Source organism: Pedobacter sp., assembly GCF_039594775.1.
Lineage (GTDB): Bacteria > Bacteroidota > Bacteroidia > Sphingobacteriales > Sphingobacteriaceae > Pedobacter.
On sequence record NZ_JBCNMT010000004.1, the window covers coordinates 142,750 to 161,467 of the forward strand.

Below are 18,718 nucleotides of genomic sequence, written 5' to 3' on the forward strand. Positions count from 1 at the left end.
GAGTAAGTCTTTTTTTAAGAATAAAGATAAACGTTTTTTTGACGTTTAAAAAAATATGAATACAACCAAATATGTTATCGGTATAGACTATGGGTCTGATTCTGTACGATCAATTGTTATAGATGCAGTTAGTGGGAGGGAAATCTCTGCGGCGGTGCATTACTATAATAGGTGGAAGCAGGGGCTGTTCTGTGTACCATCTGCCAATAAGTTTAGGCAACATCCTTTAGATTATATTGAAGGATTAGAAATTACCATCAAGGAATGTTTAGCAAAGGTAGGCGATAAAAATGTCGCCCAAAATGTCAAGGGAATTTCCATTGATACTACCGGATCAACTCCAATAGCTGTAGATCAAACAGGAACACCTTTAGCCCTAACGCCTGGTTTTGAAACTAATCCGAACGCTATGTTTGTTTTATGGAAAGATCACACGGCTGTTAAAGAAGCGGCAGAAATTAATGCCCATGCCAAAAATTATACAATAAACTATTTGAAAAATGTAGGCGGCATTTATTCTTCAGAATGGTTTTGGGCCAAGTTGTTACACATTTTACGCGAAGATAAGGCGGTTAGGGAAGCATGTTATTCGTGGGTTGAACATTGCGATTGGATTCCATTCTTATTGACTGGCGGAAATGATGCCTCAAAAATTAAAAGAAGCCGTTGCGCAGCCGGTCATAAGGCTTTATGGGCCGAAGAATTTGACGGCCTACCGCCAAATAATTTCTTTGCCGAATTAGATCCTTTACTAGATGGATTTACAGCTAGATTATTTAAAGATACCCACACCGCTGCAGAAGCTGCGGGAACAATTAGTGCCGAATGGGCAGAGCGTTTAGGTTTACCTAATGACGTGGTAATTGGTGTAGGTGCCTTTGATGCCCACATGGGTGCCGTAGGAGGACAAATAGAGCCTTACTATTTGTGTAAAATTATGGGCACAAGCACTTGCGATATTTTAATAGCACCTACCAAAGACATCGGTAATAGAACAATAAATGGCATTTGTGGTCAGGTTAATGGATCAGTGGTACCAGGCATGTTGGGGCTCGAAGCCGGACAATCGGCATTCGGTGATGTTTATGCTTGGTTTAAGAATTTATTGGCGTGGCCTCTGCAGCAACTGCAACATTCTAGCTTGCTAAATTCCGAGACAGCAGAGCAGTTAAGGCAAGAAATAGAGCACAAAATAATTGCCGAATTAAGTTTGCAAGCCAGTCAATTAAGCGAAGAAGAAGGTGTTGAGGTTGCTACAGATTGGTTAAATGGTCGTCGTACGCCAGATGCAAATCAAGAATTAAAGGGCAGTTTAATGGGGTTAAGCTTAGGTTCTGATGCGCCTAGAATATTTAGGGCACTAGCCGAGGCCACTTGTTTTGGCGCAAAACGCATTGTAGAAAGATTTGAGGAAGAGGGCGTGCCGGTGAAAGGCATTATAGGAATAGGCGGAGTGGCAAAAAAATCTTCGTATATCATGCAAATGATGGCCGATGTTTTAGAGATGCCTATAAAAATTCAAAAATCAGAGCAAACTTGTGCTTTGGGCGCTGCTATCTTCGCCGCGGTGGCAGCTGGCTTATATACAAATGTCGAAGAAGCTGTGAAGGCTATTGGTGCCGGTTTCGAAAAAATATATACACCAAACACCAACAAACAAGAATTCTATCGCAAACACTACACCAAGTACAAAGCGTTGGGAAATTTCACAGAAAATCTAATATCATAATGAGCAAGTATCAACATATCAAAGAAGAAGCATACGAAGCGAATATGCAGCTTCCAGCACTTGGCTTGGTTCTTTTTACATTTGGAAACGTAAGTGCGGTAGATAGAAGTCAGGGAGTTTTTGCCATTAAGCCTAGTGGTGTGCCATACGCTAAACTTAACCCTGATGCAATGGTAATTGTAGATTTTGAAGGCAATATAGTCGAGGGCAATTTAAGGCCATCTTCTGATACCGAAACGCACGCCGTACTCTATAAAAATTGGACTAATATTGGCGGTATTGTGCATACACATTCTACTTACGCTACTGCTTGGGCACAGTCGCTACTACCAGTCCCAATTTTTGGCACTACCCACGCCGATCATCTTACGGTAGATGTGCCGTGTGCGCCCCCAATGAGCGATGAAATGATTAAAGGGGATTACGAGTATGAAACTGGTTTTCAGATTATTAATCATTTTAATTCGCTTTCGTTAGATTACAACGAGCTGGAGATGGTTTTAGTGGGCAACCATGCGCCTTTTACCTGGGGCAAAAATGCAGAAAAGGCCGTTTACAACAGTGCCGTGCTAGAAACTATAGCTCAAATGGCTTATCTAACTAGGCAAATTAATCCCAACGCGCCGCTGTTAAAACCAGCACTTATTCAAAAACATTACGAACGTAAACATGGGCCAAATTCATACTATGGCCAATAGAATTGAAAAATTCAGCAATTTATTAACCAATATAAACTAATGACTAATCTAAAAGAACTTGAACTGTGGTTTGTTACCGGCAGTCAAAATTTATATGGCGAAGAAACTTTAAAACAAGTTAGCAAGCATGCTCAGTTGGTGGCCGATGGCATTAACAACTCGTCTAAAATTTCCGTTTCTGTAGTTTTTAAGCCTATTGTGAAATCTTCAGAAGAGATATTTGAAACACTTCAGCAAGCCAATGCAGCTAAAAATTGTATTGGTATCATCACTTGGATGCATACTTTTTCGCCCGCAAAAATGTGGATAAGGGGCTTGAATGTGCTTCAGAAACCATTGTTGCACCTCCATACCCAGTTTAACCGTGATTTACCTTGGGATACTATTGACATGGATTTCATGAACTTAAACCAAAGCGCACACGGCGACCGCGAGTTTGGCTTTATGGTTACCCGCATGAGAAAAAACCGCAAGGTAGTGGTTGGCCACTGGCAAGATGAAGAAGTGTTAGGAGAAATTGATGTTTGGGCCCGTGCAGCTGCTGGTTGGCACGATTGGCAAGGCGCTAAATTTGCCAGATTTGGAGATAATATGCGTTTTGTGGCTGTTACCGATGGCGATAAAGTAGAAGCTGAAACACAATTTGGATTTTCGGTAAATACCTATGCCGTTGGCGATTTGGTTGCCGTTATCAACAATATTTCTGATGCAGCCGTAGCAGAGTTGGCGCAAGTTTATGAGCGAACTTATGAAATGGAAGCTAGTTTAAAGCCAGGTGGCGAAAAACACCAGTCGGTATTGGAAGCCGCAAAAATAGAACTAGGCTTACGTAAGTTTTTAGAAGATGGCAATTTCAAAGGTTTTTCAGATACATTTGAAGACCTACATGGCTTGATACAATTACCAGGTATTGCGGTGCAACGTTTAATGGCAGATGGTTACGGTTTTGCCGGTGAAGGCGATTGGAAAACTGCAGCCTTGGTAAGGGCGAGCAAAGTAATGGGGCTTGGCTTAAATGGTACCAGTGCATTTATGGAAGATTATACCTACCATTTCGACCCAGCTAATGCCATGGTGCTAGGTTCTCACATGCTGGAAGTTGATGCAGCGTTAGCTAATGCCAAACCAAAATTAGAAGTACACCCATTAGGTATCGGTGGAAAAGCCGACCCGGCACGCTTGGTTTTCAACGTTGACGGCGGTAACGCATTAAATGCCTCTTTGGTTGATATGGGTAATCGTTTTAGGTTAATCGTTAACGAAGTAGAAGCTGTTGCAGCACCGCATGATTTGCCAAAACTACCCGTAGCGAGGGTATTATGGAAACCACTGCCCGATATGAAAACCGGTTGTGCCGCATGGATTTACGCAGGCGGTGCGCACCATACTGTCTACAGTCAATGTCTTACTAAAGAACATTTGACAGATTTTGCCAATATCGCCGGAATTGAATGTGTTAACATTGGATCCGATACCAAGCTAGATCATTTTAGAAACCAATTGCATTGGAACGAAGCTTTTTATCAACTACAATCTAAATAAATCGAATAGAAATGGGAAATTTTTCAACAATCGACATTGTAGTATTTGTTATCTATTTTGTCTTAGTATCGGGTTACGGTTACTGGATTTACAATCGGAAAAAAAATAAAGAAGCCTCAGGTAGTCACGATTTTTTCTTGGCCGAAGGTTCGTTAACCTGGTGGGCCATAGGCGCCTCGCTTATCGCCTCTAACATTTCTGCCGAGCAATTTATTGGCATGAGCGGAAATGGATTTGTGGTAGGGGTGGCGGTAGCAGCCTATGAGTGGGTAGCTGCCATTGCACTGATCATCGTAGCGGTATGGTTTATACCGGTTTATCTTAAGAACAAGATATTTACGATGCCACAATTTCTTCAAACCCGTTACAACGAAACGGTGAGCTTAATTATGGCTATCTTTTGGTTGTTTTTGTACATATTTGTAAACCTTACTTCAATTCTTTACTTAGGCGCTTTAGCCATTAGCAACTTGGCTGGCGGCGGTAATTTCCACCTTATTATGATTGCCCTTGCCATTTTTGCCTTGGTGATAACCCTTGGTGGCATGAAAGTAATTGGTTTTACCGATGTAATACAAGTTTTGGTTTTGATTATTGGAGGGCTTGCTACTACATACATTGCCTTAACTATGGTAAGTGAACACTTTGGGTTAGGTAAACAAGCCTTAGAAGGATTTAAGGTGATGATGAAAGATGCGCCTGAGCATTTTAAAATGATACTGGATAAACCTGGCCCCAACTCTTCGCAAGAGGATATCAACAAATACCTGATGTTGCCAGGTATTGCGATGTATTTTGCTGGTCAATGGATTGTGAACCTGAACTATTGGGGCTGTAACCAATACATTACCCAAAGGGCGTTAGGTGCCGATTTAAAAACCGCTCGTAAAGGTATTTTATTTGCAGGTATCTTAAAATTAGGAATGCCAATTATTGTAATGTTGCCAGGTATTGCTGCTTATGTGCTCCACAAAAACGGCGCATTGCAAGCCGAAATGGCACCTGGTGGTCATTTCAATGCGGATAACGCTTATTCGGCAGTGTTGGGTTTCTTGCCTACAGGCTTAAAAGGCTTGTCGCTAGCAGCGCTAACGGCCGCAATTGTTGCTTCGTTAGCTGGAAAGGCAAATAGTATTTCTACCATTTTTACACTTGATATTTACAAGAAATACCTCGACAAAAACGCAAGTGAAAAGAAATTAGTAAATACAGGCAAGATGGTTATTTTGGCAGCAATAGTATTTTCTATCTTACTTACTTGGGACGATCTATTGGGCATAGGCGGTGAAGGTGGTTTTACCTTTATCCAGAAATATACGGGCTTTATTAGTCCTGGTGTATTCGCCATGTTCATACTTGGTATGTTTTGGAAAAGGACAACCGGAACTGCTGCAATAGCGGGGTTATTAACAGGCTTTATCCTGTCGGTGGTATTTAACAACTATGCTCCGGCTTGGTTTGGTAACGAAACCTTATTATATACAGCTTATCCAAACGGTAAAGGAGGTTATGAAATTCCTTTTCTTATTTGTATGGGTATAGCCTTCGGATTTACGATGTTGGTGATGGTCGGTATTAGCTTATTTGGTCCAAAAGTAAATCCAAAAGCTTTTGTATTAGAAAAAGCAATGTTTAAAGTGGATAACGTTACCTTAAGTTTAATCGTAATTACACTTGTTCTGTTAACTATGTTATACGTCAAGTTCTGGTAAGCTTGTTGTTTTAACTTTATTATTATCAAAAGCAGCTGCACCTTACAAAGAGGCAGCTGCTTTTTGTTTAGATTAAAAACGGTATCTCGTAATAGCTCGTCTAAAAATTGAAAGGAAGCTAAAGAAAATCGGCAGCAAACACCGCCGAAATATACATGATACGTTGCGTTGAACAAATGTGCTTAAAATAAATTCTAAAAATGGGTTTGTTCAACATAAGTAGCTAATTAAGCGACATTTGTATATGTTTTGAAAGTTCCCGTCACATTAAATTTGGTTTAAAATAGCGGCTTATTAGCTATTGAAATCTTAACCAAATTTAAAAACTATGAACAAAATTCTATCCTTTTCACGAGGTAGGACGGTGGCATTAATAATATGCCTCGTACTCCAATTTATCCATCATCAAACTTACGCTCAATCTTCTAATGTGCCCTTACGAAGGCCCGTATCGGCCAAAGCACCTATGTATCTGATACATATTGATACTTGGAATTATGCAGATCCTCAAAAAATCATCGATCTTATCCCTGCCGACATCAAGCCCTACGTGGTGTTCAACATTTCGTTGTCTATTAGTCATAATACCACAACAGGGCAATTTCAGGTGGCCGAATATGGTAAAGAGATTGCGAAATCCTGGATGCGTGTGTGTGCCGAGAATAGAGTTTGGGCAATGGTGCAGGCCGCCAGTGGTGGTATGACCCAATTTTCTGATAAAGATTTAACCCTTTTTGAAGAATTCTATAAGACTTATCCTAATTTTTTGGGCTTCAACTATGCCGAGCAATTCTGGGGATTTGGTGATCCCGATCCTGTTTCTGCATCTTGGGCCGACCGTATGAACCACCTGACCAATTTGCTGAGGATAAGTAATAAATATGGTGGTTATCTTGTGGTAAGCTGGTGCGGAAGCGAAGGTGCCAGTATCAATCCCATAGCTATGGTTAAGCGTAACCCTGCGTTTGCCGCCGCATCTAGACAATACGCTAAAAACTATATTCTTTGTGAAAAATATACCATGACCAGTTACCAGCATGATATGGAAAGTATTTGCTTAGGTGCTTGGCTTGCAGGTTATAGTGGCAATTATGGCATCCGTTACGATGATTCGGGCTGGACAGACGCTACTGGTACTCACCAGAATTTTACGATGGCTACCTTTGGCGTACCATTTTTAGAGCACGTGGGTTTAACTGGCCAAACTGTAATTGATGGGCCGGAGCTTATTTGGACACAATGTTTTAGAGAAACTACAGCGGTTACTACTACCAACGGCTACTCATCACGTAATTGGACTACTTTTCCGCAGTTTGATAATGTAAGCGTAGATTTATTTAAAAAAGTGGTAGACGGCAGTCTGCGTATTCCCACCCGTCAGGAAGTTATTGATCGTACAAAGGTATTCATAAAACAGGATGTAAATGCTGGAAGCGACGATAACAAATATAGTTCGCCCGTTGGCTTGTATGATTTTTTATATCGCATGTGGGGCGATGGAACTTTAAAAGACAATAGAAGTTTTTTCAAAAGAAGTGGAAGATATCCCACCATTCCGGTATATGCCGATTTGGCCGATGCCACAGCTAACTCATTTCAACTAAAAGTTAATAGCTCTGCATACAACACCCGCTGGCCAGACAGCATAAGTAAAGTTGCTGAATTTAATAGTTTGTTCCCTAAAACATATAGTGGGAATATTTATGCAGGTAGGCACGAAAATAACTGGGTGGTTTATAACCCTTTTAAAACCAACACAGTGGCTACCGGAAGTATTCCATTTAAATACAATACGGCAGATAGTGTAGAGTTAAGTCTTTCCCGTTATACCTCTGGCCTCATCAAAGAAAAACCAAATGAGCTCAATATTTACCTCAATAATTATGATAACGTATTGAACACGGGCTTAATGACCAATGTGATTAAGGTTTATGGATGTACTTCTGAGCCAGCTTGGTCTTATCACGAACGTGCAAATCATCAGGAAAGCACGCTTATTCCCAGTTGGGCCGGAGGTGTGTTTACGTTAACAGTAAAACATAATGGGCCATTGGATATCACTATCAATGCTTCTGGCACAGCAACTGGTCGCTTAACATCTTATACACCAGCAGTTTTGGTCGCTCCAGAAAAACCTGCTGCTTTTGCTGGGCCTCGTCAGTACGAAGCAGAAATTTTTGAATATAAGAATACTTCCAACATCGTTACCTCTGGGTACAACAGTGCTGTCCGTAATTATACCGGTCAAGGTTATTTAAATTTCGGTAACAACGCAGGAGCAGCCGTGAGAAAAACAGTGAATGTGCTACAGCCTGGAAGTTATAAGTTGCAAACTAGGTATACTGCAACAAATGGAAATATCAATACGGTAGATTTGTATGTAAACGGGATAAAAGTGATTACACCAAACTTCACGCAAACTGTAAGTGCTAGCGATTGGGAGGTAAATACGCAATTGATCAATTTAAATGCGGGTAATAATATCATTGAATTTAGGGCCAATGCATCAGCGGTAAATAGTTTGGTACTAGATAACATAGTGGTGGAAGCAGCGGTAAGTAGTGTCAACAAATATCATTTCAGTAATGATGTGGCCACTAACACTGCAAGCACACCTGCCGCCCTTGTTACTACAATTAGGGATGGTTCTGCAGGTGTTGTTTCATACACCGATGCAAATAGTAATACCAGCAATATGCTTAAAGCTTACAGCAATGGATCCGTTAATGGAACAGGGGTAATGGATTTAGACCTATTTGCAGCCACTGATAACTATAGTGTGGTTTGGAAAGAGTATGCCGGAACCAACGGAGGCAAAAAAGGATTTCTGTTAAGAGGAGCTGGGTTGTCTAATTATGCCAAAGGCTTAAAACATGGATATTTGTTTATCTCCGAAAATAATACCAACAATACTGTAACGTTGCGCCCTTATGTTGTTAACGAAACCGGCATTGTTGCTCAAGCAGCTTATAGTTCGTCGTTCATAGTAGCTGCCAACACCCCTTGTTGGTATAGGGCAACTGCTAATGGTAATAAAATGACGTTCGAATGCTCTAAAGACAGCTTGAATTGGGAAGGAGCAGGTACTACCCAATTTACCGATGACAGCTATATTGGCGGAAATACCCAGTTGGTTTGGGGTTTGGGAGCTTCTAATTTCTCCTGGATTGTAGATAATATCAGCTATTTTGCACCTAAATTATCAGTAAATGTCTTATCTGTTGAGAATTTAAGCTATGAAGAAGGAAATGGTCCATCTGCTGTTCAACGGTTTAGCGTTAATGCGCAGTCGGTAAAAGACAATTTGCCAATCGCTGCCCAGTCGAATTTTGAAATATCATTGAACCCGGCTACGGGATTTACCAATACCATTACACTAAACAAAGTTGACGATTCAATTGCTACAACTGATATCTATGTGCGCTTAAAATCAGGATTACCTTACGGAAAATACATAGGCGACGTGACGATAGGTAGCGAAATTTCTACCAAAATATCGCTAAAAGGCGAAGTGACACAAACCACAGTTTATAATTTCACCAATGATGCTGCGACAACTACAGCCGCTAATCCGCCGGCAAATAACATTACAATAGGTGCAGGTAATGGAGCAACTGCTGGGGTAGTTTCATTTACCGATGCCAATAGCAATACCAGTAACTATCTTAAAATTTATGGAACGGGAGCGTCGAGCAACGCTACTGGTGTGCTAGATCTAAATCTTTTTCCAACAAACGCTGTAGATTACTCCGTAACATGGAAACAAGTACTCTCGGATGCTACAAAACAGTATAAAAATGGAGTGGTGCTTAGGGCTAGTGGTTCTGGAGGATACACGCAAGGAATCAAGCAAGGTTATTTTTTCAATGCATTTAATAACAATGGTGCTAATGTTACGATGTTCCGCATTTATAAATCAACAGCCTCGGGTGTTATTAGTGCATTTAATTACACTAGTGCCATCATAGCGTTAGAGAGCAACAAACCGATATGGTACAGGGCTTCTGTTTCTGGTACTACCAACGTTTTGCTCAAGTTCGAATATTCTGCCGATGGCATTAACTGGAAATTGGGAACCATGACTATTGATAATACTGCCCCTGCATTTACTAGTGGAGCAACGCAATTTGTTTGGGGACTGTCTTCAACTCCAGATAATTTTTATTTGGATGACATTGCTTTTAGTAAATCGCCAGAAGCGGCAGAAATAAACTTTACGGCCGCCAGTCTCACTGGGTACAGTTATAAAGAAGGGGCGGGTCCATCTACAGTGCAATCTTTTGAGGTAAGTGGTGCCAAACTTTCAGACGGCATAACTTTAACAGCGGCAGGTCAGTTTGAAATATCCTTAAATGCCAATAATGGTTTTGCAAGTTCAGTTGCCATTCCTCAAAGTGCTGGAACGTTGGCTACAACTACGGTTTACGCTCGTTTAAAATCTGGACTGACTTCAGGCAGTTACGAAGGTCGTATTACGGCAGCTTACACCACTGCTGGCAGTAGTTTCGATCAGTTGGTAACCCTTAGAGGCTCCGTAAGTAAGCCCATGGTTACAATAACGGTTCCAACACCGTTGGCTGGTCTTGGTTATGTGGCTCCAAATGGACCATCAGTAGTTGGCTCTTTTGCCGTATCCGGCTCAGCACTTTCCCAAAATATCAATATTAGTGCACCGGTCAATTACGAAATTTCGTTAAACGAAAACTCAGGTTATACTTCTTCAATATCACTTTCACCTATCAACGAAGGTGTCAATTCGACCATAATTTACGTAAGGTTGGCTACAGGTCTGGTGGCAGGCGGCTACAATGACAATATCACCATTACCGCAACAGGTGTAGATACACAAAACATAGCGCTTGCTGGTAGCGTTTCAGCACAGGCAATGTTGTATACCTCAACTACCACCCTTAACGGATTTGGTTATAATACCAATACCAACATACCTCCAATCAGGTCATTTTATGTTTGGGCTAAGCCAATTACCAATGCGGTTACCATTACTGCTCCAGCTAATTTCGAACTCTCAAGAAGTTACGCAGAAGGCTACGGTTCGTCTATTGTAGTAGCTAATTCAAATGCTAAAGTAGATTCAACGCTAATTTTTATTAGATTGAAGACAGGTTTGGCCGCTAATCATTACAACGAAAATGTTGCTGTTAGTTCTGCCAATGCTACCAGTAAACAATTATCTGTTAGTGGTACCGTAGTGTCATCCAAGGTATATGATTTTAGTAATGATTTGGCAACTGCGGCGGCAACTAATCCACCTGCTAATAGCATCACCGTATCTTCACCCAACAACGCAACAGGCGGTGTGGTAAGTTATATGGATAAAGATGCTAATGTGAGTAATCGTTTTAAAGCTTACAGCGGCGGGCAAAGAAATGCAACGGGTGTGATGAATTTAAACCTATTTCCTAATAACGGCACTGATTATTCTGTGACTTGGAAACAGGCTGTAGGGTCGTTATCTCAGTATAAAAACGGCGTATTGCTTAGAGGAAATGCACCTGTTGGAACAAACATTACGGGTTATGTTGAAGGAATGATGCAGGGTTATCTATTTATTGCCTATACCGTAACGGAAACCGCAAGCAGCTATGTGCAGTTCAGGATTTATCCATCTACAGATGCAACTAATTTGCCGGCTTATGTCAACAATCAGGTCAGTACACTCAAATTAGGTGTAGGAGAAAATGTATGGTACAGAGCATCGGTAGTTGGTACTAATCCGGTAAATCTAAAGTTTGAATATTCTACAGATAATACGAATTGGATTACTGCGGCTACAGCAGTGGACAACAGTACCCGTTTTACTTCGGGAGCTACACAGCTGGTATGGGGATTGGGAACGCCCAATTATAATTTCTTCTTGGATGATATTACTTATAATGAGCTGAATACATTGCCGGTAAATCTTCTAACATTTACAGCTAAACCGGCTTACAATAACGCTAAACTTTATTGGTCTACCGCTCAGGAGGTTAATAATAGAGGCTTTGCTGTTCAGCACAGGGTAGATGGAAATGACTTCAAAGATATTGCCTTTATAAACGGAAATGGTAACAGTACTTCCGTTAATTCTTATACTTTTACGCATCATAATCCATCTAAGGGTGTAAATTACTATCGCCTTAAACAAATAGATTTAGACGGAAGAAGTAACTACAGCGAGATTGTGGGTCTGAATTTTAGTATTGAAAACCAGAAGTTAAGATTGAAAGAAAATCCGGTTGGATCTACTGCGGTATTGAGTTATACAGATGTCGAGAGTAAAAAACTAGATTTAAAAGTAATAGATGCCACTGGTAAGGTAATGATACAACAGCAATGGCATGTAAATGCTGGAAATAATATACTTAACATAAATACAGAGCAATTGTCACCTGGAATCTACGTGCTCAGGATAGCGGATAATTGGAGCAGTGAAATTATAAAAATGATAAAACGGTAGTGAAGTATTAGGATCCAAGCAGGCCTATACCTTATTTAAGATATAGGCCTGCTTTTTTGTTTTTAAGCTTTTTTATCGGAACGATGTCGGTAAAATTTAATTTTCATTTTGCTTTTCAAAAAAAGAAGTTACATTTGCAATCCCAAAACGAGAGGTGCCTTAGCTCAGTTGGTAGAGCAAAGGACTGAAAATCCTTGTGTCGCTGGTTCGATCCCAGCAGGCACCACAAACGTCCTTCATCATATCATGAAGGACGTTTTTATTTTTACCCCGTTTTTTATCCCTCGATTAAGGCAATGAAGGCCTGTTTTGATTCTAGCCTTGTTGGGATACTGAATAATCATAACTATTTTATTTTTCCCGAAACCTTGGTTAAAAAAACAATCCTCTACTAAGCCCATCTGAAAAATAAGAAGTACTACCTATATAAAGGAATATTCAAGCATGCTATCTTTGGAGAATAATGAAAGCCCTGTTATTATGTATATGTTTTGTAACAACTTACCTGCGGGTTGCCGCACAGCAGATCACATTAACTGATACGACTCACAATTATTCAATTTCATATCCACTATATCTTGAAGACCGCCATGCATCCTTAACTTTTGAGGAAATTAAAAAGCAAAACAACAAGTTTGTAAGAGCTACGGATAAAGTGCCAGATTTTCTCGGGAATTTCTCAAAGGCAATATGGTATCGTTTTGAGGTGCAAAACAACAGCACTCACAACAACTGGTATCTAGAAATTAAAGAAGGCTTTATGAACCGTCTTAGCGTTTACCAGATTAGCGAAAATGGCAAGGCACAATTGCTAACAATAAGTGGCGATAATAATTTCCATCTGAAAATGATACAGTCCAGCAACCTCATTTTTCCCATAACTATTCCAAAGGGAAATAAAATAAAAATATATGTACGGGCAACCAGCAAAACGCTCATCCGTACATCTATGCATATCAGCACCATGCAAAAACTGTACGAAGACAGCATGCCAATTTTCTACGGAGATGGTTTTTTCACAGCTATAACCATCGCTTTGTTGCTATACAACCTGTTCGTATATTTTTCATTGCGAGAAAAAGTATATCTCTACTATATCGGTTATATTTCTACCTCTATACTCCATATCAATTTGGTAGCAGGCCACCTGCAGCTCTTTGTGCCTTGGCTAGATTGGCTTAACACCACTATTATATTACCCATAGTTTTTCTTTTCAGCATCCTATTTACCAACTCTTTCTTACAGGCCCGAGAAAATGCGCCGTTTTTCTATAAAATGAGATGGTTGGCCATAAGTTTTTGCCTAGCCACCTTGATATGTTACTTAACAGGCTGGCATGGGTTGGCCATACTGATGGCAGCCATACTCACCTTTGTGCTATTTATTTATTGGATTTTAACGGCTGTAATGGCATATAAAAACGGTTTTGCACCTGCCATTTTTTACATTGTGGGCTTTGGCTCGCTAATACTGATGAGTATTGTATTTGAACTGAAGATGAGAGGGTGGCTCGAAGAAAATTATTTGACAGATTCATCCTTGTTTATAGGAGCGGCTATTGAGGCTGTTGTGTTGTCGTTTGCCTTGGCCAGTAAATTTAATTTCTATAAAAAGGAAAAAGAACGGTTACAGGAGCAAGCCTATCAACAAGCTATACATTTTTCTAGAGAGCTGATTAATATGCAGGAGGCCGAAAGAAAAAGAATTGCTTCAGAACTTCATGATAGTTTAGGACAAAAACTGATATTGATAAAAAATAGGATATTAAGAGGCTTTTCGCGGGGCGATACGGTACAGGATAAGACACAGACCGATGAAACCCTGGTACAGAATGTGGCAGAGGCCATACAAGAAATCAGGAATATTTCTTATGCATTAAGACCTTACCAACTGGATTTATTGGGCCTCAGTAGTTCTATCAATAGCTTGATAGATGAAACCTGCAATGCGGCACAAATCAATTATAGTATCCGAATAGATAATATCGATGCGGCTTTCGATAATGATGCCAAGATCAATATCTACCGTATTGTCCAAGAATGTCTTAACAACATCATTAAGCATGCCGGTGCAAAAAACATCCACATTAGTTTAAAGCTCGATAGACAAAATGTAAAAATAACCATTACTGATGATGGTGTAGGATTTGATATCTGCAAACCTCATGCGGGATTTGGACTAAGGGGCATCAAAGAACGCTTACAGATATTAAAAGGAACAATGTATGTTAATGTTACCAGCCCTAAAGGCACAACGTTTGAATTTTTAGTTCCAACAACAAATGAAATATGCCATGAAGAATGAAAAAGTAAGGATATTGATAGCTGATGACCATCCCATTTTTTTGAAAGGGCTACAAGAAGTAATAGAAGATACCGAAAATTTTCAGGTAATGTATAAAACCTACAACGGTACAGATGCCATTAATGTGGGACTGGCAGGCGAGTTTGATATTGCCATTTTGGATATTGATATGCCTGGAGCAAATGGCCTACAAGTTGCCGAACGTATATTGGCGCAAAAGCCCGATGTGGCAATTATCTTACTGACCATGCACAAAGCCAAGGATGCTTTCTTAAAAGCATTAGAAATAGGAGTTTTGGGGTATGTGCTCAAAGAAAATGCGGTTTTAGATATTATCAATGCCATTGCTTCCGTAAGTAAGTGTCAATCATACATTAGCCCCGAGATGTCGTCGTTCTTGCTAAAAAATAAAAACCGTAGCCGCTTAGAGGTAACCTCGCAGTTAACGTTACTTACCCAATCAGAAAAGAAAGTTCTGGAAAAAGTAGCGCAATACAAATCTACCAAAGAAATTGCAGAAGAACTGTTCATCAGCGAGAAAACAGTTTCTAACCACCGCATGAATATTACCAAAAAATTAAACCTGAACGGTAAAAACAGTTTGTTGCGCTTTGCTATCGAGAACATAGTGCATTAAATAGGCAGTACTGCCTATAAAATTGAGCCGAACTGCCTATGGTTACGGCATGCCGTTGAGTATAATTTTGCTGTATTAAAAATACAGTTGAATGAATCCCTATAAATATGCCCAAATGTATGCCGCACTGGAAGCGGCACACATACGCTTGATTACGACAAGCGCAAGAAAGCACAATTGTCTTGCTAGAAATCAGATGATGAACTCTGTTCCACCACCGTCTTCGTCCATTTGCCAAGTGTTTGCAAAAGTAGATACCTTGGAGAGCTTACATACCCTAACAAGCCAACAATCGAGACCTTTTGGGCAAATTTAAAATCAAAAAAACAAATTAAACAGATGAAGAATAAATACACTATCATCGCTATATGCATGTTCGCATTTGTCCATTATTCTGCAATGGCCCAAATAGCCGATTCTATACGTGTACATATCGACTCGTGCCTCTCTATTTTACAAGAACACTCCCTGTACGTTAATTCGGTTAACTGGGACGAAACAAGAACTAAAGTTTTTGAAAAAGCAAAAACTGCCAAAACAAAGGTGCAAACTTTTGAAGCCCTAAAAATAGCTTTCGATGCACTCGGCGATAAACATGCAGCCTATTATCATGGTGATGATTCTTACAAAATCGACAATTCTGAACTTATAAAAAGATATTCCGACTCAATCAAGGTAGCCTGGACGCGTGGCCCACGTATTGATGGCAGGATGATTGGAGACATTGCCTATTTTTCAGTGCCCTTTATGGGCATAAACAAACAAGAACAGATAGACTGGTATGCCAATTGGCTGTATGACGAAGTGGCTAAACTTCAAAAGCACAATCCAAAAGGATGGGTTATCGACCTTCGTTTAAATGGCGGAGGAAATATAAGGCCCATGTTAACAGGTCTGGCCATGTTTTTTGGTGATGGCATTGTAAGCTACTATCGTGATAAGAATGGTAAAAATAGTGATGAGGCTGCTTTTAGCAAGGGGAATTTTCTAATGGATGGTAAACTACAGGCAGCTATTAAAAATAAAATCACGGGTATGCCCTATGCAAAAGTAGCAGTAATTATTGGGGCAGGTACGGCAAGTTCGGGAGAAATTACCGCGGCAGTCTTTAGTCAACGCCACAATACCCTATTACTAGGTGATAGCACGGCAGGCTTGGCCAATGCGACCAACGGTTTTGTATTTAACAACAATAAAACCTATTTCCTTATTTCAACCGCTTGCATTACTGACCCGCATAAAATACCGTTTCCACAAACCATACAACCAAATTTGTTCATTAAAGGTAATGATGCCTTCAACGATATTGGTAACGATATTGCCGTAAACAAGGCCATAGAATGGTTGCGCCAATAAACAATTAATTAACAGTATAATTTAAACACACATGAAGCAATTAACTATTTGCATTTTCTTTCTATGGAGTGCACTTTTCATTTCCTGTAAAAAGGGAAACAATACAGATAAGCCAAGCACTAAACAATACACCATTAGTGGCACTGTAAAAGATGCGGCGGGTAACCCTGTGCAAAATGCCCGTATAAGAGTAGAAAATCCTAACGGAAACAACATCCATTATACCGCTACCAGTAATGAAGTAGGTAAATACAGCATAGCCGTAAGTGCTATTGGCGGATATAAGATTTACGCATGGAAAGAAACCACCTTTGAAAACCAGACCTATCAAATAAGGTTGGGGATGGAAAAAGATACCGATTACGATGCTTTTAGCGTACCGCCAAGCGGCGTAACGAAAAATTTTGTATGGAAATTAACCGGTCGTATTCCCGATAGGGTTGCAAGTAAGGAAAATGGAACAGGTTATTTTGGCGGCACCATAAAATTTATCAACTATAACTCTTTTGTAGAACAAATGCCGGCAGGTACAGAAGTTGCCATTACGCTTACACCTTTGGCCAATACCAAATTTATTGACGGAACGCCCGCCAATGGAAAAATACTGGTAAGGAAATTTGCTATTATTAATGGTGTTGGACAAGCCTATTACCTTAACGATATTCCTGCGGCAAAATATAGAATTACAGCATCAGCTAGTTTAAATGGAGTGGTAAGATATGCTGATATAGGTAGTGGAAATCCAAATGAGCTTACTATCAGTGCAGAGCATTATTTTAAAGCAGAAGCTGGCGCAGGCTCGTATGAAAGTGGTTTGGCCTCTCCAAATGAATATCCTTTTTATTTAGCTGTTTGGTGGGATTGATGAATTAAATACAGATTATAACAGTCCCTGAGTAAATAATCATTATAAGTTCTGTCTGAACAGATAATAAACCCAGCTTGCTCCGAGGAGGGGGCTTTAAAGCAAGCTCATGATTGCGATTATGCAATTAAAAGTAAACACATCAGAAAATAGAAAATGAAACAACGACATTTGTATTGGCTTCGTACTGACAGAATTTAAATTGCAAAGCTTAGAAAGGTATATTTGTAATATTACACTTCTTAATAACTACTTATGTTGTTTCAAAAGCGGTTCAAACTTTACCTCGTATCCTCGTTTTAATTCCGTCTTAAATCAGCCAAAACCCTCAAATCATAAATAAGTTGGTTCAAGTTTTCCCTTGTATCGCCCACTTCCTAAAGCCCTGTAGCAATGCAGGGCTTTTTTGTTTTAGATATCCGGGGAAGATTGATACTGTTTATTCCTGGTTGCTGAATTTCTCCATGCAACGTTTCGGTGCAAGGCCTCGTCCTATAAGATATACTTAAAACAACTTAAAATGAAGCAAACCTATTTAGCAAAATTACTATTGTCTTTCCTGTTTCTATTCAACAATCCTTTGGTTTTTGGCCAGAAAAAGACTGAAATAATATCGCCATCAGCATTTTTTCCAAAAGAGCGAGCAAAGGTGCTGTTTGTTGGGTCTTTTCATTTTGATTATCCGGGACTGGATGCCCATGTTACCGCTAACAGTGATAAGGTGGATGTGCTTTCGGAAACGAGAAAAAAAGAAGTTACTGATCTGGTGAATTATATTAAAAAATTTAAACCCACAAAAATTGCAATTGAAGCTTTTCCAGAATGGAAAGCAACGGAGAAATTGAGAGAGTATAAAAAAGGAGCTTATAGGATGAAACGTGATGAACGTTACCAGCTGGGATTGAGGGTTGCGAGTGAAATGGGTTTGGATACCGTTTATGCAATTGATGACGATTCGATGACTTCTGATCTCATGACATTAGATTCGACTTATTTTAATAAAATGTTTAAGGATTACGACTATCAAAGCGATGATCCTTTTAGTAAAATGTATAAAGCTTGGTATGTTGGCGAAGATAAGCTACGTTCGAAAATAGATTTGTTAACGTATTTTAAGCGAACCAATTCTCGCCAGTATCATTATTATGGGCATGGCGCATATCTAATAGGAGATTTCAAATTGGATGATAAAAGAGGTGCAGATGTTCTTGCTATTAATTGGTATAGTCGAAATCTACGCATATTCAGAAAGCTTCAGAAGATAACCGAAAGCTCGGATGATAGGATTTTGGTGTTGTTTGGAAATGGTCACGGTGCTATTCTTAGACAATTGCTTGAAAGCTCACCAGAATATGATTGGATTGAATTTGATGATTTGAAGTAATATTGATAACTCCTTTGTTCGTAAAGCGCAATT

11 protein-coding genes and 1 tRNA gene are annotated in these 18,718 nt (G+C 39.8%); all 12 read left to right on the top strand.

The annotated features are described in order from the left end of the window. The first annotated feature begins 55 nt into the window (after positions 1–55). The 12 genes from ABDV71_RS12045 (at position 56) to ABDV71_RS12100 (ending at position 18,685) form a co-directional block, all read left to right on the top strand. A complete protein-coding gene (locus ABDV71_RS12045; protein WP_343532865.1) occupies positions 56–1,729 on the top strand; it encodes a ribulokinase in 1,674 nt (557 codons plus the stop codon). Next, on the top strand, positions 1,729–2,427 hold the full coding sequence (locus ABDV71_RS12050) for an L-ribulose-5-phosphate 4-epimerase (RefSeq protein ID WP_343532867.1): 699 nt from the start codon (positions 1,729–1,731) through the stop codon (positions 2,425–2,427). Before ABDV71_RS12045 ends, ABDV71_RS12050 begins: the two co-directional genes overlap by 1 nt. Positions 2,428–2,466: 39 nt before the next feature. Then, the gene (gene araA, locus ABDV71_RS12055; RefSeq protein ID WP_343532869.1) at positions 2,467–3,969 is read left to right on the top strand and encodes an L-arabinose isomerase; all 1,503 of its coding nucleotides are present in this window, start codon (positions 2,467–2,469) and stop codon (positions 3,967–3,969) included. An 11-nt stretch (positions 3,970–3,980) separates the two neighbouring features. Beyond that, positions 3,981–5,681 (top strand): sodium/solute symporter, encoded by a 1,701-nt coding sequence (locus ABDV71_RS12060; RefSeq protein ID WP_343532871.1) that lies wholly within the window; start codon positions 3,981–3,983, stop codon positions 5,679–5,681. Between the two features lie 328 nt (positions 5,682–6,009). Then, a complete protein-coding gene (locus ABDV71_RS12065; protein ID WP_343532873.1) occupies positions 6,010–12,138 on the top strand; it encodes a glycoside hydrolase family 98 domain-containing protein in 6,129 nt (2,042 codons plus the stop codon). A gap of 153 nt (positions 12,139–12,291) precedes the next feature. After that, a tRNA-Phe gene (locus ABDV71_RS12070) sits at positions 12,292–12,364 on the top strand. 237 nt (positions 12,365–12,601) lie between these two features. Continuing rightward, on the top strand, positions 12,602–14,443 hold the full coding sequence (locus ABDV71_RS12075) for a 7TM diverse intracellular signaling domain-containing protein (protein ID WP_343532875.1): 1,842 nt from the start codon (positions 12,602–12,604) through the stop codon (positions 14,441–14,443). Further along, positions 14,433–15,080, top strand: a complete 648-nt coding sequence (locus ABDV71_RS12080) for a response regulator transcription factor (RefSeq protein ID WP_343532877.1) — start codon at positions 14,433–14,435, stop codon at positions 15,078–15,080. The genes ABDV71_RS12075 and ABDV71_RS12080 overlap by 11 nt, the downstream gene beginning before the upstream one ends. A gap of 91 nt (positions 15,081–15,171) precedes the next feature. Further along, the gene (locus tag ABDV71_RS12085) at positions 15,172–15,396 is read left to right on the top strand and encodes a hypothetical protein (RefSeq protein WP_343532879.1); all 225 of its coding nucleotides are present in this window, start codon (positions 15,172–15,174) and stop codon (positions 15,394–15,396) included. A 23-nt stretch (positions 15,397–15,419) separates the two neighbouring features. Beyond that, on the top strand, positions 15,420–16,436 hold the full coding sequence (locus ABDV71_RS12090) for a S41 family peptidase (RefSeq protein ID WP_343532881.1): 1,017 nt from the start codon (positions 15,420–15,422) through the stop codon (positions 16,434–16,436). Between the two features lie 31 nt (positions 16,437–16,467). Further along, positions 16,468–17,301 carry a carboxypeptidase-like regulatory domain-containing protein gene (locus ABDV71_RS12095; RefSeq protein ID WP_343532883.1) on the top strand — a complete coding sequence of 278 codons (834 nt, stop codon included), beginning with the start codon at positions 16,468–16,470 and terminating at the stop codon, positions 17,299–17,301. 520 nt (positions 17,302–17,821) lie between these two features. Next, positions 17,822–18,685, top strand: coding sequence for a DUF5694 domain-containing protein (locus ABDV71_RS12100; RefSeq protein ID WP_343532885.1), 864 nt, complete (start codon positions 17,822–17,824; stop codon positions 18,683–18,685). Positions 18,686–18,718: the final 33 nt, after the last annotated feature.